At 47.8% G+C, this 22,425-nt stretch carries 19 protein-coding genes; 11 read left to right on the forward strand and 8 right to left on the reverse strand.

Annotated features, from left to right (window positions below; genetic code table 11):
- Positions 1-34 precede the first annotated feature (34 nt).
- The 3 genes from LZD49_RS12075 to LZD49_RS12085 all read left to right on the forward strand — a co-directional run bounded on the left by LZD49_RS12075 (position 35) and on the right by LZD49_RS12085 (position 3,184).
- Positions 35-1,270, forward strand: a complete 1,236-nt coding sequence (locus LZD49_RS12075) for a PAS domain-containing sensor histidine kinase (protein WP_234667606.1) — start codon at positions 35-37, stop codon at positions 1,268-1,270.
- A gap of 16 nt (positions 1,271-1,286) precedes the next feature.
- Complete coding sequence (locus LZD49_RS12080) at positions 1,287-2,351, forward strand: response regulator (RefSeq protein WP_255720992.1); 1,065 nt, start codon at positions 1,287-1,289, stop codon at positions 2,349-2,351.
- 317 nt (positions 2,352-2,668) lie between these two features.
- The gene (locus LZD49_RS12085) at positions 2,669-3,184 is read left to right on the forward strand and encodes a DUF6169 family protein (protein ID WP_234667607.1); all 516 of its coding nucleotides are present in this window, start codon (positions 2,669-2,671) and stop codon (positions 3,182-3,184) included.
- Here LZD49_RS12085 and LZD49_RS12090 read toward each other — a convergent pair.
- The 5 genes from LZD49_RS12090 to LZD49_RS12110 all read right to left on the reverse strand — a co-directional run bounded on the left by LZD49_RS12090 (position 3,161) and on the right by LZD49_RS12110 (position 9,845).
- Complete coding sequence (locus LZD49_RS12090) at positions 3,161-4,978, reverse strand: hypothetical protein (RefSeq protein ID WP_234667608.1); 1,818 nt, start codon at positions 4,976-4,978, stop codon at positions 3,161-3,163. The genes LZD49_RS12085 and LZD49_RS12090 overlap by 24 nt on opposite strands.
- Positions 4,979-5,061: 83 nt before the next feature.
- Entirely contained in the window at positions 5,062-5,457 is a 396-nt protein-coding gene (locus LZD49_RS12095; protein WP_234667609.1) for an iron chaperone, read from the reverse strand.
- Between the two features lie 134 nt (positions 5,458-5,591).
- Complete coding sequence (locus tag LZD49_RS12100; protein ID WP_234667610.1) at positions 5,592-6,359, reverse strand: LytTR family DNA-binding domain-containing protein; 768 nt, start codon at positions 6,357-6,359, stop codon at positions 5,592-5,594.
- Positions 6,360-6,395: 36 nt separating this feature from the next.
- On the reverse strand, positions 6,396-7,421 hold the full coding sequence (locus LZD49_RS12105; protein WP_234667611.1) for a sensor histidine kinase: 1,026 nt from the start codon (positions 7,419-7,421) through the stop codon (positions 6,396-6,398).
- Between the two features lie 48 nt (positions 7,422-7,469).
- A complete protein-coding gene (locus tag LZD49_RS12110; protein WP_234667612.1) occupies positions 7,470-9,845 on the reverse strand; it encodes a TonB-dependent receptor in 2,376 nt (791 codons plus the stop codon).
- 228 nt (positions 9,846-10,073) lie between these two features.
- Here LZD49_RS12110 and LZD49_RS12115 point away from each other — a divergent pair, with 228 nt between their 5' ends.
- The 3 genes from LZD49_RS12115 (at position 10,074) to LZD49_RS12125 (ending at position 12,623) form a co-directional block, all read left to right on the forward strand.
- The gene (locus LZD49_RS12115) at positions 10,074-10,613 is read left to right on the forward strand and encodes an RNA polymerase sigma-70 factor (RefSeq protein ID WP_234667613.1); all 540 of its coding nucleotides are present in this window, start codon (positions 10,074-10,076) and stop codon (positions 10,611-10,613) included.
- Between the two features lie 85 nt (positions 10,614-10,698).
- Positions 10,699-11,391: a hypothetical protein gene (locus LZD49_RS12120; RefSeq protein WP_234667614.1), complete on the forward strand. Its 693-nt coding sequence runs from the start codon at positions 10,699-10,701 to the stop codon at positions 11,389-11,391.
- An 8-nt stretch (positions 11,392-11,399) separates the two neighbouring features.
- Positions 11,400-12,623: a DUF4374 domain-containing protein gene (locus tag LZD49_RS12125; protein ID WP_234667615.1), complete on the forward strand. Its 1,224-nt coding sequence runs from the start codon at positions 11,400-11,402 to the stop codon at positions 12,621-12,623.
- 71 nt (positions 12,624-12,694) lie between these two features.
- On the opposite strand, the gene LZD49_RS36055 is transcribed toward LZD49_RS12125, so the two are convergent.
- The gene (locus LZD49_RS36055; protein WP_409021320.1) at positions 12,695-12,775 is read right to left on the reverse strand and encodes a PD-(D/E)XK nuclease family transposase; all 81 of its coding nucleotides are present in this window, start codon (positions 12,773-12,775) and stop codon (positions 12,695-12,697) included.
- A gap of 230 nt (positions 12,776-13,005) precedes the next feature.
- On the opposite strand from LZD49_RS36055, the gene LZD49_RS12130 reads away from it, so the two are divergent.
- Entirely contained in the window at positions 13,006-14,163 is a 1,158-nt protein-coding gene (locus LZD49_RS12130) for a PepSY domain-containing protein (protein ID WP_234667616.1), read from the forward strand.
- A gap of 68 nt (positions 14,164-14,231) precedes the next feature.
- Positions 14,232-16,676, forward strand: coding sequence for an outer membrane beta-barrel family protein (locus LZD49_RS12135; protein ID WP_234667617.1), 2,445 nt, complete (start codon positions 14,232-14,234; stop codon positions 16,674-16,676).
- Positions 16,677-16,679: 3 nt separating this feature from the next.
- On the opposite strand, the gene LZD49_RS12140 is transcribed toward LZD49_RS12135, so the two are convergent.
- Positions 16,680-17,942, reverse strand: coding sequence for a YdcF family protein (locus LZD49_RS12140; RefSeq protein ID WP_234667618.1), 1,263 nt, complete (start codon positions 17,940-17,942; stop codon positions 16,680-16,682).
- A 793-nt stretch (positions 17,943-18,735) separates the two neighbouring features.
- On the opposite strand from LZD49_RS12140, the gene LZD49_RS12145 reads away from it, so the two are divergent.
- Both LZD49_RS12145 and LZD49_RS12150 read left to right on the forward strand, forming a co-directional pair.
- Complete coding sequence (locus LZD49_RS12145) at positions 18,736-19,530, forward strand: LytTR family DNA-binding domain-containing protein (RefSeq protein WP_234667619.1); 795 nt, start codon at positions 18,736-18,738, stop codon at positions 19,528-19,530.
- A 794-nt stretch (positions 19,531-20,324) separates the two neighbouring features.
- Positions 20,325-20,963 (forward strand): response regulator transcription factor, encoded by a 639-nt coding sequence (locus LZD49_RS12150; RefSeq protein ID WP_234667620.1) that lies wholly within the window; start codon positions 20,325-20,327, stop codon positions 20,961-20,963.
- An 18-nt stretch (positions 20,964-20,981) separates the two neighbouring features.
- Here the strand turns inward: LZD49_RS12150 and LZD49_RS12155 are convergent, their stop codons facing one another.
- Complete coding sequence (locus LZD49_RS12155) at positions 20,982-21,344, reverse strand: helix-turn-helix domain-containing protein (RefSeq protein WP_234667621.1); 363 nt, start codon at positions 21,342-21,344, stop codon at positions 20,982-20,984.
- Positions 21,345-21,484: 140 nt separating this feature from the next.
- Between LZD49_RS12155 and LZD49_RS12160 the strand changes: the two genes are divergently transcribed.
- Positions 21,485-22,360 carry an NAD(P)-dependent oxidoreductase gene (locus LZD49_RS12160; RefSeq protein ID WP_255720993.1) on the forward strand — a complete coding sequence of 292 codons (876 nt, stop codon included), beginning with the start codon at positions 21,485-21,487 and terminating at the stop codon, positions 22,358-22,360.
- Positions 22,361-22,425 lie beyond the last annotated feature (65 nt).

The following is a 22,425-nucleotide window of genomic DNA, read 5'->3' on the forward strand; positions in this document are numbered from 1 at the left end:
GTTTGATACGGATATTTTAATTCATACGCAGGTGATGACACGGCATATTGAGATGCTGGATGCCTTGTTCAAGCACGCGACCGAAGGGATCGTGGTGGTGGACAAACAGGCAAACATTGTAATGCTCAACCCCAAAGCAAAAGAACTTTTCGGCTACACCGACCGTGAACTGATTGGCAGAAAAGTAGAGACGCTGATCCCGATGCGGTTCAACAGAAACCATGTAGGCTATCGCGACGAATACCTGGAAGCGCCCCGGGCACGTGGTATGGGGCATATGATGGATCTTTTTGCCCGCCGCAAAGATGGCACCGAGTTCCCGGTGGAGGTCAGTCTCAGTCCGTTCAAAACAAGCGATGGTGAATTTGTCGTGAGTTTCGTGATAGATATTACCGAGCGTAAAAAACAGGAAAGCCGCATTATCGAGGCTAATCTTGAAATACAAAAACTGAATGCAGAGCTGGAAGAGCGCGTGCAGCAACGGACCGAAGAACTGGCTGCGGCGATTAAGCGCATCGAACAGTCGCAAGAGGAAGTGATGCGAGCGCTCACAAAGGAACGTGAGCTGAATAATATGAAAAGCCAGTTTGTAACCATCGCTTCCCACGAGTTCCGTACGCCATTGGCGACCATTCTGTCGTCGGCTTCGCTGATAGGCCGTTATGCACGCACGGAAGACGAAGAAAAGCGCCAAAAACACGTCCAGCGCATCAAATCGACCGTGAGCAATCTCACCGAGATCCTGAATGACTTCTTATCCATCGGTAAGCTGGAAGAAGGCCGGATGCATGCCATTCCGGTACTCACGGACCTCAGCGGGTTTTGCAAAAATCTGATAGAAGAAATCAAGGGTTTGTGTAAGGAGGGGCAGCAAATGGCTTTCTCTTATGAAGGGGAAGTTGATGCCTGGCTCGACAAGCAACTGCTGCGCAACGTGCTCTTCAACCTGCTTTCTAATGCGATCAAATATTCCGAAGCGGGGAAATCTATTTTCCTGAGCGCCCAAAATCGGGACGGGCTGATCCGCATCGAAGTGCGGGACCAGGGGATCGGTATCCCGGAGCAGGACCAGGGGCATATATTCGACCGCTTTTTCCGCGCCAACAATGCGGGTAATGCGCAAGGCACAGGCCTGGGCCTAAACATCGTGCAAAACTATATAGAGCTCATGGGCGGCACCGTACACTTCAGAAGCGAAGTGGGCGTTGGAACTACCTTTTTTCTGGAACTTCCAAACCGCGAGCCCGCATCCATAAGAATCGATTCCTGACAAAAAAGCATGCAATTTGGAAACGCGAAAGATACTTTTGATTGAAGACAATCCCGAAATGCGGGAGAATACGGCAGAGATCCTGGAACTCGCCAACTACGAGGTGGTAACCGCCCAAAACGGTAAGGAAGGCGTGCAGCACGCCGCCCAGCACCACCCCGATCTCATTATCTGCGACATTATGATGCCCGAGCTGGACGGCTACGGCGTGCTCCACATGCTTGGCAAAGATGAGCGCACGGCCTCTATTCCATTCATTTTCCTGACCGCCAAAGCTGAGAAGGAAGACTATCGCAAGGGCATGACCATGGGCGCCGACGATTACCTCACGAAACCCTACGATGATGTAGAGCTTTTGAACGCGGTGGAAATGCGTCTTAAAAAAAGTGACCGGTTGAAAAAACAGTTCGAGCGCTCTGCCGACGGGCTTGATCAGTTCATCAGGGATGCACAAGCATTCGATCCGATCGTCAAGCTGGCAGAAGATAAAAAAGTGAAACTTCTACGAAAAAAAGAAACCATTTACACCGAAGGCAGCTTTCCGTCACATGTTTTCTTTCTGCAAAAAGGGAAGGTTAAAGCATACAAATCCAATGAAAACGGCAAGGAATACATTACGGATCTGCTGAAAGAAGGGGAATTTTTCGGCTATCTCGACCTGCTGCAAGGTGCGCCTTACGAAGAGACCGCCATTGCATTGGAAAAGTCGGAAGTAGCGATGATCCCGAAAGACGACTTCTTCAATTTGCTGCAAGGCAACCGGGACGTTTCTTCGAAATTTATCCGAATGCTTTCCAATGAGATCAAGGAACGTGAAGAGCGGCTTTTGCAGCTGGCTTACAACTCGGTGCGCAAGCGGGTAGCGCAGGCGCTCGTGATGCTCGTGCAACGTTACCAGGAAGACCGCACGAAGCCATTCTCCATGGCCGTTACCCGCGAAGACATCGCGTCCATGGTAGGAACCGCCACCGAAACGGTGATCCGGACCCTTTCGGACTTCAAAGACGAACGTCTGGTGGATATGAAAGGGAGCCAGATTACTGTTTTGGAATACGAGAAGCTGGCCCGCATGCGGAATTAGCGTGCCAGGTAACTCAAATCCTCTCTTCGAACTAGTTTTTCAACCGTTAATTACTTCGCGAGATCCGGCTGATCATTTGTCAATTTTAGGTGGACAATAGTTCACTTGGTTTTTCTAGTTTTAAGACCTTGTAACCACTTTTCAAACTATGGAACAACCAAAACCAACAAATGCGCCTAGTGCTACGGAAACTCCGAGTACCGAAAACCGTCCGCCTGCACTTACCCTCGAAATGCTTATTGGGAGAATGATGCAAACACAAAGAAACATAGAGGCTTACCATAGGGGCGAAATGACAAAAGCTGAATTTGAAGCGCTTGGAATCAAATTTTTCTGAAATTTATCCCTACCAATCTCTGGGAAAATACTACCAGTTTACGACCGCGCAAAATATTGTCGTGCATTTATTCCTGGATCCGAAATGGTTTCCGGACAATCCCGAAATAGCAGAAGCTTGTAGTTTCTTCATTCTAACAAATAAGCCATCCATAGGTGTGGACATCCGACTCAGAAACACTGTGCTCGATATTCTGGCCAATTTCCTGAAAGAGAACGAACCCATTATCATATACCATTGCGATCCGCATGACGGCAAGGGGCATAAGCGATTTACTAAATTTAACAGATGGTCCAGCCTGATTAATGATCAGACCATCGAAAAACACGACAGGCAGGTTATTGTCAAGGACTTGAAGATTGACGAGGACGGCAATTGCGTCAGATCGGAGCTAGTAGTTTATGCGTCCTTGCTGCTACGAAAGACACATCCGAATTATGAGGCTGCCATTCGTATCTTTTATTCAGGAGATTTAGATCAAACGGGCAAACTGTGAAAGCCTTCCTTCAATTGCCTCCAACTGCGCCATCATCTCCTGGCGATAGGCCACGGTCTGGTTGGTGATTTCGGGTATTAGTCGTTTGTAATAGTTGATCCCTTCCAGCAGGTTCGTATGGAATTTTGTAAAGTACTTCGCCTTCTTATCATTCAGCGCGGTGGCGTGGCGATCAATGTCTTTTTTGAGATAATCCACATACAAGTTAAGCTCGTTGATGAACATATTAGGCCGCAGATTTTTGGATAGCAAATCTATTTTTCCATAAATATGCCCTACCATTTCATCCAGCGAATAAATTTCTGAGAAAAAGGCCAGGTTTGGTCCGGGACAGATGGCGACGGCTTTGTTTTCCCTTGGTTTGATGAGGTCGTTTTTAATAAGTGCGGCGGTACTTAGTCCGTCGCAAAGGCAAAGCTTTTCGGTCACCGCGTCGATTTGTGTTTGCTGGTTGGTGGATTGCGGATCCTTGGCAATCAGCTGCTTGATTTTCAATTGCTGATATTGTCGCGAGGCCGTACAAATAGGTTCTTTGGTAAATTCAGTATTCGACACCAGGTAACGTTTGTGGCACGGGCTGCCGGGCCTTCCTTTGGCAATCCGTTCTAGCCGCTGCCTTTCGGCGCTGCTGTTTTTGAAGTTGTTGAAAAGCACACCGAGTGGCGATGAATCACTTACGTAATAGTCGTCGCTTTTCGCGGTGGTCAGTTTATTCAATGTGGCTTCGTCGACATTGGTGACTTCGGGAACAAGCAGGAACGGGCTTCCCCAGCCTGTCGCTTCAATGCCGTAATGTTCGAGTAAAAATTTGTTTTCCGCGGCGGTGCCGATGCCTCCCTGCACGCTGATGCGCGTGTGCGGCGCGCCTACAAGTGCAATGCCTTTCGTTTCCAATGCTGGTTTGTAGAGCGCCAGCAGTTCGGTAAACATTTCGGAACGGCGGCTTTTAAATTCCTCCAAAACAGGCCCAAGCAAATTGCCTTCGGTCGCAAATGCGTGACCACCGCAGTTCAAGCCGGATTCGATCCGGAATTCGGAAACCCATATGCCTTTTTTTGCCAAAAATTTGGCCTGGATCAATGCGGAACGGTAGTCGCTCACTTTGAGGATCAGTTTCTTTGGAAAATCACCGGCGGCATCGGGAAAAAAGTCTGTAAAGGTCTCGAGATAGCTGTACAAACGCGGGTTCATTCCGGCGGACAGAATGATCGAGGATGACAATTTACTTAATGCAAAGCCCCTAAGCGCAGCCAATGCGTCGGTGTAGATCTCGTCGAGCAGGTTACCGTCCGCGTCGACATTCATTTTATCAACCTTCGACATGATGTTGACATCAATGCTGCCTGCTACAATGCTTTCACGAAGTGCAGCGTCCTCAGTCTCTTTCTCTGGGCCTCCGGGCATGTCCAACAATGCCACATAGCGACATTTCAGCTCCGAGTCGGCTGGCAAAAGACTGAAATAGCGGTCTATGTCGTTGCCTTTTCCGAATGGCTGCATTTTGAGGGTTTCAAATTCCTCATCGACAATTTTTTGCATCAGATCGAGGTAAGTCGTTATGCGGCGGCGGCGGTAGTCGGGCACTGTTTTAGGAATAGGCGTGGTGTCTTCGCCGCGCTGCCCGGCATAATGCACGCGCATGCGCTCGATGAGCTCGTCGTCGACGATGGAAGCGACCGACGAAATGCCGTATTTGGCTACTTTAATGGGAGTATCTATGGAATATCCCAGCCCGAGGACCGGGATATGAAATGTATGCGGCGTCATGTTATGGATGAGGTCTTGATAAGTCATCCAAAAGTACGGGGTCGTTACTGCGCGAAAACTGACAGTGCTTAGCTGCAATCCTGAGAAACATCATGCAACGGGCGAATGCATCATTTCTTTTTAGATTTTTGCGGTTTCGCTGCTTCGGCCAGCTCATTTTCCTTCACGCGGTATTCGACAATCCGTCTGATCATGTCAACAGGTAGCGGGTCTTTGTCGGGAAGCTGGATCGCCGATTTACTTACCTTATATGTTGAAAGCTCCGCTTTGAACTCAGCCAGCAATGCTTCGCTGAAAGGATAAGAAAGGGAAATATGGTTCGTCGCACCGGAATAGTAAACCAGGAAGCCAAAATGCTTGTAAGCCGGGATCTGGTAGCTGATCACCTCTTCGGCACCCGGCGCTGCTTCGCGGATGATTTCCCGGATCGCCTGCAATCGCTCTTTCTTCTCTCCCTGGAATGTCTCCTGGTATTCGTCAACCGATTTGAAATCTGTCTTGGCCATTTTGATCAGGTTGTTCGATGGATGATTAAAGTGTATTTCCTAAATTTTCGAAGATTTCGGGCCGTTGCTTGCTCCATATCGACATAGCATTTGCCATGATAAACCAACCCTGCCCAATGAGTTGCACACTGATGCTATGTTTCGAGCCAGGCTTTAAATGCAGGGGCCTTCTCCCTGCTGACCACCACTTCCTGCGATGTTTGTGGCCGGAGCTCTACTTTTAATTTACCATTAAAATAGGTGTGGATCTTTTGAATGGCGTCGATGCGGGCGATAAACTGGCGGTTGAGCCTGAAAAAGTTCATCGGGTCGACCAGCGATTCCAATTCTTCCAGCTTGTAATCGACCAGGTACTGCCGACCATCCGTAGCGACAAGGCACGACATTTCATTGGCTGTATAAAAATAGGCCACATTCTCCTGGTTGATCGGAATTAACTGCTCGCCGTTTTTAACGAGGAAACGCGTTTTGAAAGGCCTTTTTGTCATTTCAAGGCTGTCGAGCAACGTCTCGACTTTTCGGGCATAAGCTCTGGGCGAAAAATCCTCGCGGATATTCTCGTATTTCCGGATCGCTTCGGCCAGTTCGGGCGCTTTAATGGGTTTCAGCAGATAATCGATGCTTTTGACGCGGAATGCCTTGATCGCGTACTCGTCGTAGGAAGTCGTAAAAATAATCGGGCTGTGAGCGGGAAATTCCTCGAAAATCTGAAAACTGAGCCCGTCGGCCAGCTGGATATCGGAAAAGATCAGATCCACAGGTTCGGCGTCGGCAAACCATTTTCTGGCAGCTTCCACGCTTTCCAGCACCGCTCTCACCTCCATCCGGGGATCGAGCTTTTTGATCAGCTTTTCCAGCCTTTCCGCTGCCGGATATTCGTCTTCAATGATCAGTATTTTCATAGCTTTCGGGCGTCACACCGCCCCGGTGTCAGGTATTTATTCAACCAACTGGCCCAGCAGCGGTATTTTTACGGTAAATTGCTCCTTACTGCGAATGATCTCCACTTCCTTGTTAGTCAGGAGATTGTAACGATTGATAATGTTTTGCAACCCTACCCGCGTCGACTTTTCGAGGATCGTTTTTTCTGAAATATTGTTTTCGACCACCAGGTATTCGCCGTCCTCACGGATCACGATCTTCAACGGATTCTCGCGCGAAGCGATATTATGCTTGATCGCATTCTCGATCAGCATTTGCAGGCTCAGCGGCGTGACGTGGCTGGACAGGGCTGTATTAGAGAGCAGCTTTTCAACCTGTAAGTTGTCCCGGAAACGGATTTTATTCAAATACACATAAGCATCCACAAACGCTATCTCCTCACTCAATAGCACGGTATTCTTGTTCCGGCTCACCAACACATAACGGTACACATCCGACAGCCTTTCGAGGTAATCCTGCGCCGCCGTATTTTCATCGTCGATCAACGCCGCCAGCGTGTTCATACTATTGAACAGAAAATGCGGGTCAAGTTGATTTTTAAGCACCTCCAGTTGCGATTGCACATTTTCCCGTGTGAGCGCCTCCGTCTTACGTACATTCATTTTCCAGGAATCAAAAAAGTAAACCGCTTCGTAGACGAGGTAAACGATCACCGTAGGCACGATACTGATCCGGAAGCCCATTCCCAACCCGCTAATGTGGTACACGGGTTTATAATATAGCTCATCGAGCAGGAGCGAAATCAGAAACACATAGGCTACCGCCAGCACAGCCTGCCCGATCACACGCCTGCCGGTTTGGCCATATTCGGGAAATGCCCGACGCATCCTAATGATAATGAACCGGTTGCCCTCCCAGAATGTAAGCGTCAGCAAAGTAGAGAAAAGCACACTGATGAAGAAAAGCTGGCTCAGTTTCAGGAACTCGTCGAAATTGACCATGATGGCGATCGTCAGTCCCAGGAGCGGGATACCGATCATTCTCCATTTCTGGTCATTGAGCGTATAAGCTTTTTCTTTCATGCGATGAATATCAGTGGGCAAACTACTCGTTTGCCCACCAAATTTCAATTAAAATGTATATCTGAAATACGGCACAGGGAAAAACGGCTGCTGATACTGGTTCACCAGCTCGTTGGTACGCGGGTTATAGGTTTGCTGGAAAATGTTTTTGCGTGCCGTCACGTTCTGCAAATCCATTGAAAACTCCATTGTGCTCCGGCGCATTTCGCGGCGGTACGAGAAGCGGATGTCCGTCCTGAAATAGACGCTTTGCCGGAGTGAATAGGCCTGGTTTTCGTCATACACCGCTGAGCCTTTAAGCCGCGATGCCGCCAGGTTCAGCGGGGTAATGTATTTGCCCCCTACAAGCGAAGTCTTAATGTTGGCGCTCAAAATATTGTCTTTCCCTAACTTAAACTCCTTGCCTCCCAGCACATTGAGTACATATTTAGTATTGAAAGCCGTATTGCGTTCCACCTTGTCGCTACCCTTGTATTTCGAATCGAAGACCGAGGTTGTCAGCAAGAAGTAGTAGCCCTTGTTGAAATATCTTTCCAAGGTCAATTCGACACCCATATTGTGGCCGCTGCCTTCGTTCACAAGGCTGTCGCGGTCCGACGGGCCGAACGATGCACCCATATTTAATGCGGAGTAAGTAGATGTCCGCCGTTCGACCGGAACGTCAAACAATTTCTGGTAGTAAGGTTCGATTTTCAGGAGCAGGTTTTCCGTCAGGCGGTTTTGATAGCTCAGCACGAAATGGTGGCTTTTGGTAAAACCAAGGTCCTTATTGTTCCGCACAGGGCCCGATTCTCCGGGAGTTTGTACAAAATAAGTATAAATATTCTGCGCCTGGCTATTCAGCCCATATCCCAGGCTCACCGACTGTCCCTTGCCAAATGCATATTGCAGACCCGCACGCGGCTCTACCGCCACATTGTTGTTTAGATCATAATGCTGGAAATGAACGCCGGTCGTAAAAATTAACCCCTGCGAAATGCGGTACTTCCATTGCGCATAAACCTGAGTGAGCACTGTTTTTTCTCCGCTCACATTCGCACGGACAGTGTCGATCTTCCCGGCCTGATAAATGGAGCGACTGTAAAGATCGAAGTCCAGCAAATCCACGGTTACGCCACCGTAAAGACTGCTTTTTGCATTCATTTTATGTCTTAAATTCAATACTGCTGAATATTTGGATGTGTTGTACTTTGCCTCGCCGCTCAGAAATGCCTCGCGGGTTACATTGCTGATGGAGTCGCCACTGAACCGCTCGCGGGTGGTGCTCATGCCAAGGGTTAGTTTGGCGAATGTTTTGGGCGATAAATTGTGTTCGTAGGATAATCCAAATACGTTGGTACCGTACTTGACACGTGTATTCGTGTTTTCAGTTCCGTACAAGTTGGTGAGGGTCGTGTCTACTTCATTACCCAGAAAATTCACGTCGCTGCTTCCTGTAACGCCAAAAAGTGTCAGTTTCCCCTTTTCGCCAGTAGGCACGGCCACTTTGAAATTTAAATCCTGATAATCGGGAATAGCGGTACCGGTCCCGAACGACAAGCCCAGCGCCTTAAAAAGTCCGAGCGTCGAATAGCGGTAATTCAACAAAAAAGAGGCCTTTGAATTCTTTGAAAATGGACCTTCGGCCCCAAGTTCAAATCCGTTGAAACCCACTTGGCCCATCAGTTCATGTTTCTGATTATTGCCTTCCCGGAATTGGAGGTCAAACACCGCTGAGAGGGCATTTCCGTACTGGGCAGGAAAGGCGCCGGTAAGAAAGTCGGATTTACCGAGCACGTTGTTATTGAGCATGCTCACAGGCCCGCCAGTGGCTGCGAAAGAGCCAAAATGGTTGGGATTGGGGATGTTGAGGCCTTCGAGCTGCCATAATGTACCCGATGGCGAGTTTCCGCGGACTACGATGTCATTGCGCGAATCGTCACCCGATACCACACCCGCAAAGTTGGCGGCCATCCTCGAAGGATCGCCCAGGGCACCGGCGTAACGTTTGGTATCATCCACATTGAACGACCGGCCGCTTACCAGCGACAGTTCGTTATTGGTCTTGGTTTTATCATTCTTGCGATCGGCAGTCACAATCACCTCGTCCAGGTTTTGTACAGCCTCGGTCATGGTCACATTCAAAATGACCTCTTTACCGGCCGTTACAACGATCGCGGATAGTTTTTGCGTTTCGTAACCGACCATCGTGACCTGAAACGACTGGCGCCCCACAGGCACGCCGGAAATGCTAAAACTTCCCTCGACATCTGTAACAGCGCCGATAGGACTTTCACCAGCCTCTCCGATCAACAAAACCGATGCGCCGATCACCGGCGATTTAGAAACTTCGTCCCGGATAGTCCCGCGGATCGTTTGCGTGCCTTCCTGTGCATAAAGGTCGACAACGAAAAGTAAAGTCATGGCTAATAGTAATGCTTTCATTGGCTATGTTTTTTGAATTGATGCACCAAAATTCTCCATAACATGCTGTGTTTGAAATACAATGAGAGGTCAACCGTAAAGAATGGAGGGTGAAACGGCGGCATCATAAGGGGAATCGTGACAGAAGTCACAGGGATATAATAGGAAAGAGAAAACAAACTTATTTGGACTTATTATAAACAAAGGGCTATATTTACTGCATTGAACTCCGTTCGCACCCATGATTGCATGACTACCAACGCGCCCGATAATGCTCCATTCCGGATAGACGAACAGTCTTTCAAGCAGATCTATCTGGCTCACTGGGAGAAGGTTTACGCGGTTTGCTACAACACCATCCGTGATCCTGAGCCTGCCAAGGGTATGGTCCAGGAAATCTTCAAATCGCTTTGGGAGCGGAAAGATGCACTGGAAATTACGACATCCGTAGAACGTTATCTGCTGCGCTCGGCCAAATTCAAGGTTTTTGAATACCTCCGCAATACCAAATCGCGCAAAGAGCACAATGAAATCGCATTTGCCGATTACTGCGACCGTACGCATTGCACCGAGAACGACGTTCTTTATAATAACCTCAAAAGCAAGGTCGACGGCCTGGTAGACACCCTGCCATGCCAATGTCGGCGTGTTTACAAAATGAGCCGTGAAGAAGGGCTTAGCAACAGAGAGATCGCCTCTGCCCTACTGATCTCCGAAAGGGCTGTCGAATACCACATTACTCGTGCGCTTTCCACACTTCGCGCCAACCTCGCCGAATATATCCACTAGAATCGTCGGGGCGGCTTACGGCTAATGTCAATTTATGCTACTTTTACTTTTGGAAGCATCACCAACCGAACTGTGCAGTACCTGAATGAAGATCAGTAAAGAGCTTATTGAAAAATACCATCATGGCCGCTGCACCGAAGTGGAAAAGACGGCAGTGGAAGACTGGTTGCTCAACGACGATGCCGAGGAAACCGTAAGCTGGGAATCACCACAAGAAAGAATGACGTTGAAGGCTGAAATGTGGAATGACATTTCAGGCGTGCTTCCGGAGTCTCAAAGCAATCTTACTCCGAAAATCAAACATACCATTGTCCGTTCGTTCTGGAAACCGGCCATGGCTGCCTGCCTGCTTGCTGTACTGGGAACGGTTCTTTACAGCGTTCAGCGAGAGTCGGTGAATGAAGAAGTAATCTCTCTCGACAATATTTCCGGTACCCGAAATAAAGACCTTCACGAAAAAGGGTTTACCCTATCCATCGCCCCAAAAAGCAACGTAGCTATTAACAGCAAAACGGGCATCATGGATTTTTGCGGTGCCGTACTGATCAACCCCAAAGAGGATATCAAACTTACCATTCAGGGTTCATGCGCCAACCCTACCCAGAACCGGGAAACAGTTTCCATGAAAAAAGGGCAAAACTACATTGCACTTAACTACGGCGGCAATACTCAAAGCGGAGAAGCATCAACCGGCGAGGTCATCGTTGTGGAGGAAGGTGCGATGGTAAGCCTCCCTCCACTTGTTTTGAAGCAGCTCATGCATCAGTTCAATATTTGACCTAACTCATGGCACAGCGTTACCGGAGTGTTTGTCACTTCGCTTTACTCCTTCTTTTCGTCAGTGTATGGATGAACGGCTGCCAGCCGCAAAACCATGAAGATAAAGGTGGCTCCAAAAAGAAGTACAGCATTTATGTCATGATGCAAAATGGCAAGGAATATGTTTTACAAACAGATTCCCTTGCTTCGGGTGAACTAAGCCCTGAAAAAACCGGTGCAAGGGTCGTTCCTGCGCCACTTTACTACGACCTCATCATACGCGACGGGCAGTATTACAGCATTGATCGCCGGAGGAAATCTTTTGTGCGATATAAGATTGCAAACGGAGAGTTTGTAGCGGATACGGCCATTGCGGTTACCGGATTTCCTTCTGTCGAAAATTACAACTGGATTTCCCGCGACTCGCTGATGATCCTGGGCTATGACGACGAGGCCCGTAAAGTGAGGTATGTCAAAATACAAGTCAGTAATATGACCATTTCGCAGGGTACGGTGCCTATTCCGGCGCCGTTTGGCGGCTACAACTGGCTTTCGATCGGCTTTTCGCAGTTTTTGGATAACAAACTGTACATCGGCTATTGCTACCACGCCTACAATCTGAACAACTACACTACTGGCGACACTATCTACACCGCCGTGCTGGATTACTCGCGACTGACACCCCTCAATACGCTCAAAGACACCCGCTCCGTCTACCCGGGAGGCGAAAACACGCGTCAAAGTCATTCTTTTGTTACTGAAAAAGGGGATTTTTACTTCATTGCCTGCCCCGGCATCGCGGCCGGCAATTATCCGAACAAGGCTACGGGGATTTTCCGAATCAAACAGTCACAGGAAGAAATTGATCCGGATTATTTTTTCAACATTTCTACTTCTCCAATTAAAAACCACGGCTACGGCTTCTGGTATGTAGGCAATGGAAAGGCCATCGTAAGAACCGAACGGAAAGGCATATACACTGGCATGAAAGACCACTATAAAGTCCCTCATTTCGACTTTTACCTCCTCGACCTAGAAAAACAAACCACCAGCAGGCTTGATTTGCCGCTCGATAAGGGTACTGCACGGCAATGCGTACTGGTAGAGGACGGGACCGTGTACATCACCGTTAGTTCAGGTAACGAGGGCCGTTATGTCTGGCTATTCAATCCAGAGACAGGTTCTTTGAAAAAGGGATTGAAATTCAGTGACGATACTGAATATATTTTGAGATTGGAGCGGCTGAATTGATGAATGCCAACTAGGCCTTCTCGGTTTCCTCAGGCGTGAGACCCAACGCCGCTCACCTGCCAGCAGCTCATTCAGAAATCAATCAAAACATCCTTATTGGCTTCCGTGCCAAAGATCCATTTAAAACCAAAATCGGTCAGTGGATCGATAATCTGCCGGAGTGTGTGTCTTCCATTAACAAGGGACTAGTGTGTATGAATCGCCAAAAATCAATATCCCGAAAATATAAAATCGTTTAATGCAATGCTTGGCACAATGCCGTTCGCAAAGTCCTTTTTTTGCCAAACGGCCTTCGGGAACTGAGCAATTGGGCTACTCCATTCAAAAGGGCGAACGTCCCTATCAACATTAATACATTGGCGAAATAAGTACAGTGTCCTCCATGAACATTCTTAAAAAAATCAATGCCTGGCTTCATCTCTGGCTTGGGCTGGCTTCCGGAATTGTAGTAGTTATCGTCGGCTTTACGGGCTGCATACTTGTGTTTGAAAGCGAATTGGAGGACATGACCATGAGCCACCTTCATGCCGACAACCCGGACAACAACGAAATGCTGCCGCCTTCGGCATTGTGGCAATCGGTGAAAGAGGCCTTGCCCGACAAGGAAATCCACAGTGTATGGTATCACGGAAAGAACCAGACGGCCCATTTAAGCCTCAATTCCGATTCGCTGGTTTATATTAACCCTTATACCGCGGAGATTGTGGCCATGGTGGACCATGAGGATTTTTTCCATTTCATTCTCGATGGCCATACCAGCCTGTGGATCGAAGGCAAAGTCGGGACAGGTATCGTAAGCTATGCCACACTGATCTTTTTTATTCTGCTAATCACAGGAATGGTGCTTTGGTGGCCGAAAAAATGGCAGAAGTCGGAAAGGCAAAAGGCGCTGACGATCAAGTGGAGCGCCAGGTTCAAGCGTGTAAATTATGATCTGCATAATGTGCTGGGATTTTACTCGCTCACTATCGCATTAATTCTGACAATTACCGGACTGATTATGGGTTTTCAATGGTTTTCCAAAAGCTTTTACTGGATGGTGTCCGGCGGCGCGGCACCGCAACGTTATGAGCAGGCGTTTTCGGATACTACCCAAAACCTGCCGCTTGCCAGCATGTCGAATGTGGATGCTGCCTGGCGAAAAGGCGTTACGGAGATCGGGGTGCTGAACAAGGACGCCATCATCGTTTCCTTTCCTGAGAAGCCTTCCGAACCAATTGACCTCTGTACGGACATGTACAATGGTTCATGGCGTTATGTGTACCTAGACCAGCATACTTTGAAACAACTACCGGCCAGCCAGACACAGATTTCGGACCTTAATGTCGCGCAGTGGCTGCGACGGACCAACTACGCGTTGCACGTGGGGGCGGTGGGCGGATTAACCACCAAAATACTATATTTCCTAGCGAGCCTTATCTGCACCAGTCTACCTATTACCGGATTCTATATTTGGTGGGGTAAAAAAGTTAAACCTAAAAAGCGAAGCAAGACGTTTTCAGCCAGTTCTCAATTTTCTGTTTCTACCGGCAAAGCCTGATCATTATTATTGTACACTTCATCACCTCTTTCCATTCCCGGTAATGAGCCGGATTCTTTTTCTCAAATATGAAATTTCAATACTTTTTGCGGCCTCTTGTCACCTTTCTATTTGCATTAATTGGATTACAAACAGGTTTTGCTCAATCATTGCCTGATTACCTGATCAAGGGTACGCTCGTTGACTCTGCCTCTTCCAAAGCCATTGAATTTGCTACGATCAGCATTCTCGACGAGCAACAGCAAGCGGTAGCACTGACCTATTCCGACGAAAATGGCATTTTCAAGTCGACCGACGTCAAGCCTGGCTCCTATTTTCTGAACCTCTCTTTTGTAGGCTACCGCCAGAAACGGCTGGCATTCAAAATCAATTCGACGACCCCTTACGATTTCGGCATGGTACGCCTCGTTCCTGATGTAACACAACTCGACGCAGTGACCGTAACAGGCATGCGCCAACTGGTTGAACAACAACCCGGAATGCTTATTTATAATGCAGAAAAGGACATCAGCAACTCGGGCGGAACGGCGGCTGACGTGCTCCGCAAGGCGCCCATCCTGAACGTTGACGCGGCGGGAAATGTAACGATGCGCGGAAATTCCAACCTGCGTATCCTCATTAATGGCAAGTACTCGGGACAAATGGCGCGGAATGCAGCCGATGCATTGAATATGATGCCGGCGGGGGCGATCAAGTCGGTGGAAGTGATCACAAGCCCGTCTGCCCGCTACGATGCGGAGGGAGCTGCCGGCGTTATTAATATTATTACTAAAAAAGGGAACCAGAGCACCAGTGGCACGATCGAACTGGTAGGTGGTAATCTTGAACAGGCCATTAACCCACGCATTGCATTGAACCGCGATAAATGGAATGTTAGCTCAACGCTGCATTTGCACCGTTTTCGTAATAAAGAACTCTCGAACCTAGACCGGACTACATTTGAAAATGGCGTAGCAACGGGCAAAGTTCGCCAGGAAATTGTGCGGGACAATGCCAGCCCGCACAGCTCCGGCGATGTGCAAATGGAGTATTTGCCCGACAGCGCTAATGTTTTCAACTTCTCCGTCAATGGCTGGCTGGGTAACTGGCCGCAGAACAGCGAGCAGCGCAACAGCCAGTTGACGCCCGATGGGCAAATAACCGATCAATTCTATCAGTCAGTCAAAACCAAAGCGCCCAATAAAGGCATTGACCTGAATTTGGGTTATACTAAAAAATTTAAAAAACCGGGCGAAGAATTGTACCTGATGGTGCAACATAACCGCTCGATCGACGATTACCGTTACAATGCCTATCAGCGCGACGATGAGCAATTCCTGATCTACCGCGAGATCAATAACAATAGCACGCACAACCGTGAATGGACATTTCAGGCCGACTACATTTTACCATTGACACCATCCGGTAAACATGCCCTCGAAAGCGGTGTAAAAGCAATTTTGCGCAATGTCGGAAGCCATTATCAGGTGCAAGCCAGCGGGAATGGCACACCGGATGAACTCAGCATTGTCCCATCCCGTACCGATCGTTTCGACTACCGCCAGGATGTGCTGGCTGCTTATGGCCAGCTCAAATTGAAATGGGGCAATGGCTGGGCGCTGCATACAGGAGCGCGTATGGAGGGCACTTTCCTCGAAGGAAACCAACGAGATGCCAACGTGCATTTCATCAGCGATTTCCGGAACTTTGTGCCCAGTGCGACGATTTTCAAAAAACTGAATGCTAATAATAACCTGACGCTGAGTTATACCAAACGCATTTCGAGACCATCGATCTGGGACCTTAATCCCAACCGCGACAGCCAGGACCCAAAGAATATCGTCGTAGGTAACCCTTCACTGAAACCCGAGGAGCTGAACCAGGTAGAGTTCACTTACGCCTTGCAGACCAACTCTGATTTCTTCCTGAACCTTTCGGCATTTGGCAGAAAAACCGATAATTCCATCGAAAGCATTGTAACCATGGACAGCGAGGGCATTGCAACGACCACGAAACAGAACCTCGCCTCGAATGAGCAATACGGAATCAACTTTTCGACCTCACTCTCTCCCCTTCCCGACTGGAAGATCAACAGCAATGCCAACATCCGACATGCCCGTTTCAAAAGCGGTGCACTCAGCATCGACAACAAAGGCGCTGCCTGGGGTGTCAACATCAATACCAGCGTCAAACTGCGTAAAAATTACAGTGTGCAGGCGTATGGGGACTATGATGCTCGCAGCATACAGCTCCAAGGATTCGAAGGGGCTTGGTTCTATTACAGCTTCTCAGCCAAAAAAGAGCTTCCCGCACGCAAGCTTACGATCACGCTCATGACAGTGAGCCCATTCGGCGCCTATCGCCCGCAAAAAGAGGTGGTAAGTTCACCAGAATTCCATTCTGTGATGCGTAACCAATATTTGATGCGCTCGGTCAGGGTTTCGCTCAACTGGGAGTTCGGCGGGTTGTTCAAACAGGGCTCGGGACGGAAGATTACGAACGACGACCTCAAAAATGTCAAACAAGGCGGCTAATACCTAGGGATCGAGCGGCTCATCGGCATCAATGTGCAGCGCGTCGAGCACCGGGTAGAATTCAAAATCCGTCTCGCTGAGCCGCTTACCTAGTTTGTACGGCACGTGGTTAATCTCCTTCATGCAACGTGCCACGAAAGCGTCGTTGGTAATATAATAGCTCTGGGAGCGCATAGTCGACACCAGGCAGGGCTTCTCTACCGGCATTCCATAACGATACAACAGCCGCACGCCATTGCGCATATTAGTGGTCGTATGGCGTGCATGCGGGTCCATGATGATGGCGTTCTCAGGAACGTGCAGCGTCTCCATTAAAAACTTCTTCATTTCAAATGCTTCGCTATATTTTGTTTTGAAAGGATGCACGCGGCCTCCCGAAACGAGAATGTACGGAGCTGCTCCCTCAAAATAGCGCAATGCGGCCACACGGCAGCGGAGCATACCGCCTTCGCTCAACGCACGGTCGTAAGTATCCGGCCCGGCACCGGGAACGAGTATCAGGGTGTATTTGAATTTGTTCCAATCGATTTTTTTCACCCGCTCGAAAGCTGCTTTGTTGACCGTCGATGCCATCGGCTCGTAATCCGCGGCCTCGTGCCGCTCATTTACTTCGAGGAATTGCAGCGCATAATGCATGGACGGCCCAAAGAACATTCCCATGCTTTTCTTCTCCTGACGGACGATATCGGTTACATCGTAAACAAGTGCAGGGTAACTTTTCGCAGTGGTTTTAAATTCAATGGAGTCAATGGCGGGATAATTCGGCTTTTTGCCTTCCGCATATACTTCAATGGTGTGGTTAATGCCTTTTGCATCCTGTTCCCAGGCTTTTCTGAGTAATTCTTTTTCGCTGGCGTCCTTGAAAAGAATATACGTTCCGGAAGGGATCAGGTGTTGTTTTACCAATTTACCCAATGCATTGTTCTCACTATAAAGCGCTTCCAGCCTGGCCCCTATTGCATTGATCTCTTCAGCTGAGAATTTCATTTTACCGGTGTAGCACTGGAAGTCGCTTTTGCATTCCTTGACCGATGTTTCCAGGTTTTTGTACCTGGCGGCAGCCACACCACCCAGTTCGTTGTCTTTTTCCAGCAAAGCCTTTACCTCCGGAAGCGATTCAAAAAGTGTGAGCAAATACCAGTTTTTGGATTGAACGAATGAGTTGCCTGTCAGTAGGTGATAGTCCTGCGTCGGGGCGCGAATGGTTTGGGCAAATCCACTGATCGTGGCAAACAACAGGAAGAAAAAGGTCAAAGGCTTAGTCATAGCTTGTAAAAGGAGTTGTGAAAAGGCCTGCAAACTAAATGAATCCGTTTGACGGGATCGTTAACTTAAAGTTAAATATGCACAAAGTATCGCGCTGCAAAAAACCGGAATCTTCCCGTTTATTAACTCCTTCGATCTGAACGTATGTCTATATACGAACAATCGGAATCCTTAGATAAAACAATGCTTACCTGCGTGACCACCATTTGCCAATATTTAGCTACAAACCAGCTAAGTCTTTTCGCTAAAATTGAATTAAATCACTAACCGTAAACTAGTAGAATTGAAAACAAAAAAGCCCCTGGCAAAATGCCAGGAGCTTTTTATTTTTTAAGCACCCATTTTACTTATAAAAGTTGACGTTTTCCAGTAGCCCAAGTATGTTGTTTTGGTTTGATAAATTGCCCTTTTCCGGGTTAAATCCTAATTAAACAACCCATTCAATACACCTTAACTACATGGAAGTAAGAGATCACCAGGTTAATTGTTCAGAAATTAAACTGCGCAAGACCGGATAGCCTGTGTCGTTTGCAAATGAAGTGTAATCACGGTTTATATGGAGCAGAAGCGGACACATTGGAATCCCGCTTGTGAAAACAATTGTTAAAGATCTTTTTATCATGGCCAATAGTATCTATTATTCTCTTGCCAAACGTCATTCCATTTAGCGAGTTAAAAGTAATCTCAAATGCTTCGTGAAGTAAAATAATTTCGCCGAATGATGCATTTATTTCGACCAATACCTATATTATTGCAGACGAATGAAATTTAGTACCGAAGTTATGCTAACAGTATGTTGTCTCCCGGACGGTTGCGTTGTATTATAGTAGACGATGAGGCTGATGCACGCCGATTGATTGAAATATACGTACAGAAAGTGCCCTATCTCGAACTGGTCGGTTTTGCCGAGAACGCCACGGATGCATTGTTCATGATTCGGGATATAAAGCCGGACATTGTATTCCTTGACATTGAAATGCCCGAAATGACGGGTTTTGAGCTATTAAAGCTCCTTCCGGCCGCCCGCCCTGCTGTGATTATGATTACAGCAGACCCTTCCTATGCGCTCGAAGGTTACGAGCATGAACTGACCGATTACCTGCTTAAACCCGTTCCTTTCGAGCGGTTTTTAAAGGCCGTCAACAAGGTCGACAGTGCACATTTACCAAAACATTTGCAAGGCGCCTCCGAACCCCGGCGGGAATTTGTTCAGCCAGCCGGTGAATCGCATGAGGCAGACGATGTTAACACTTTTACAGGGGCCTTAAATGACTTTCTTTTATTAAAAGAGAATAAAAAACTCATTAAAGTAGCACCAAGTGAAATCCATTTCATTGAAGGTATGCGCGATTATCTTAAATTATATTGGGCCGATCGCGTGGCGGTAATCCATATGACCATGTCCAAAATTGAAGAAGTGCTGTCTCCCACGCAGTTTCTGAGGGTAAATCGCTCCTATATTGTCAACAAAAAAGTAATACGGGAAATTGAGGGAAATGAGATCACCACAAACACCGGCCGGAAGATTCCAATTGGCGTAACCTACCGGGCCAACGTACTCGCTGCTTTACAGAAAAACAGAATATGACAGGCCACGCAGCTTATTCTGGTTCATCCCCTGTTACTCTGCACCAAGGTAACGTGGCACATTGTTTATTCGACGACAAAAAATATGCAGCTTGAAATGGAACGGCTGCAACTGAAAAGGGCAAACCTCAACCTGCAAACCCAAAGCTTGCAGTTAGAGCGCACTCAGTGCAATTTATACCAAAACAGTTGACATAAGCAGGCAGCCGACTTCGAACGCGTCCGATTTTCTGATCAGGTAACTATCGACTGACCGGAAACGCTGAACAATCCCTCATTGCGTCGTTACTATTGTCCTTAAGACACAAGTTGTCGGTCCGGCAGACAGGCTCCGAATTGTCTATCGATCTCGACCTGGAACCAGATCAGGCCATTATGAGGCAGCATATCGCTCCTGATGTGTCTTAGCGAAGGTGATCCGTATATGCCAGGACGTCAGGTCAGGAGCGCATATTATCAATAACAAAGACGTTCCCAGTCAATCAGTTACCCGTGTGCTTAGTATTTTCCGGGAGAAGACCCTAAAATAGGCTGGTTGTCTACATTTCCTCAAAAAAATTAACCGGGTTATTGATTTACTTTTATTTTTGAAATTTCCTTTTGATATTGAAACGTCTATTTAAATACAGGTAAAAAGAATTTTATATATCCATTGATTTTGATCAGCACATTAGATTCAACGATCTAGAAGGGCGCTTGTTTTTCTATCTCGTGGAGTTCCATTTGTATACCGATTCATTCACTGGGCCTTCCGCAAAAAAATGGAATTGATTTTTTGTATTTGATCATGTCCGGATGAAAAATATTTTAATTGTCGAAGATTATCAGATTATACGACTGGCTACAAAAATACTCGTACAGGATTTATATAAAGGCGCAGCCATTCATGAAGCAACGTCTTTTTGTGCCGCTTTATCTGAACTACAAGCACACCCGCAGGACTTGATCATCCTGGATGTTCAGATTCCTGGGGGAGAGGGTTTTGAAATGATCAGGTTGATGCGGGCCATTCAAAAGAATGTCGCTGTTCTGGTTTTCTCGGCTATTGAAGAAAGAATTTACGGCATACATTATCTGCGCTCCGGAGCGAATGGCTTCGTCTCTAAAAATTCTACAACCGAAGAATTGCGGACTGCCATTACTTCCGTCGCGGAAACGGGCCGGTACGTAAGCCCGAGGATCAAGGTGGAACTGCTGAATCAGATCGATAAACACAATTACCGCGCCGACAATCCACTGCTCGATCTGTCGGTCCGTGAAATCACCATCATGGATATGCTCATCGAAGGATTTTGGATCAAAGAAATAGCCTCGAAACTAGACCTTACCGAGAGCTCTGTCAGCACCTACAAGGCAAGGCTTTTTGAAAAACTCCAGGTGACGACACTCATTGAAATGTTCCAGAAAGTGAGGCATTATAAGGATATGGATTAAGACCAGGAAGGTTGGGCATCAGAGCACGATAGTCTCCGCGCCCCTTTCCTCGCCAACCAGCTCTTTGTGTTGCAACCCCCATTCATTCATATATTCAATAATGGGCATAATGCTCCGGCCGATGTCCGTGAGCGTGTACTCGGTACACAGCGGAAACCCGGCTGACTGACATTTCTCGACGATCCCGCTCACTTCGAGTTCGCGCAATTGCATGTCGAGTACACGTGGCGTGGCACCTTTGATCTCCCGGTGCATTTCACTTGGCCTGCGAAAGCCGCGCTGAATGGCATCGAGCAGGCAAGGCTTCCATTTGGCCCCGAAAACTTTCATGGCAATGGTAATACCGCATTCAAGATCTTCCGGTGTTTTTCGCTGGTACATATGGCTGATGAATAGGTTGGTCGCTATGGTTTAAGAACACCCAATTTAGTCAATACCGAATAAATTTTCGGTAACCGAATCTTTTTTCGGTTATTGATGTCCGGCGGATGGCTTCCGAATTTTGTGTTCATCAAATCAACATGAACAGTAAAATGGGCACAAAACAAATCACAGTTATAGGCTTAGGTCAAATGGGCACTCGACTGGCGGAGCTCCTGGTAGCGAAAGGTTACAAAGTTTCGGTCTGGAACCGGACCCGCGCAAAGGCCGATACGATTGCTGGCGTGCAGGTGTATGAAGACGTGCAGGAAGCAATCCGTCAAAGCCAGTTGATCGTCATTTGCGTACTCGACTATGCAGCCGTCGATCGCGTATTCGACAGCATTACCGATAAAGCGATTCTCGTCGGCAAAACACTGATCAATTTTACAACCGCCGATCCGCAAGAAGCTGAGGCATTGGAAACAAGCCTCGCCGGCGTAAATGCAGGCTATATTAATGGGGCATTACAGGTGGCTCCCGACCAGATGGGCCTCCGTGAAACGACTATTATCGTATCAGGAAACCAGGACCATTTCGAAAGCAGCCGTGACACCTTAGCCGTTTTCGGTGGCAATATCAAATACCTGGGCGACCGCGCGGCCCTGGCATCTGCGATGGATCTCGCTACTCTTACCTGGCTTTATGGTTCATATACCGGCTTGATCCACGGTATTGTATTGGCTCAAAAAACGGGCCTACCCCTGTCGGCATTCAACGAGATCCTGGGAGAAATTACGCCTGGCTTCACGGAATTTTTCAAACACCAGATCGGTGTGGTGGAAAAAGGCGATTTCACGATCAGCCAGAGCCCCCTAGCGATCAGCGTAGCTGCTACACAACGCATTCACCACGCATTTCGAAATGCCAACATTCAGCCCGCGTTTGTAAAAGGAATCAGTGATTTACTGCAACAAGCCGAAGCACAAGGACTTGCCGATCAGGAACTTGCTTCACTTGTTAAAGTTATCGGATAGGATTTTCCGATAAACTGGAAGCCGCGCGTAGAAAGGTTCTGGTAGGCCGCATTTCCGACCACTTA

Origin of the sequence: Dyadobacter sp. CY261, from assembly GCF_021440085.1 — a bacterium.
Classification (GTDB): Bacteria; Bacteroidota; Bacteroidia; order Cytophagales; family Spirosomataceae; genus Dyadobacter.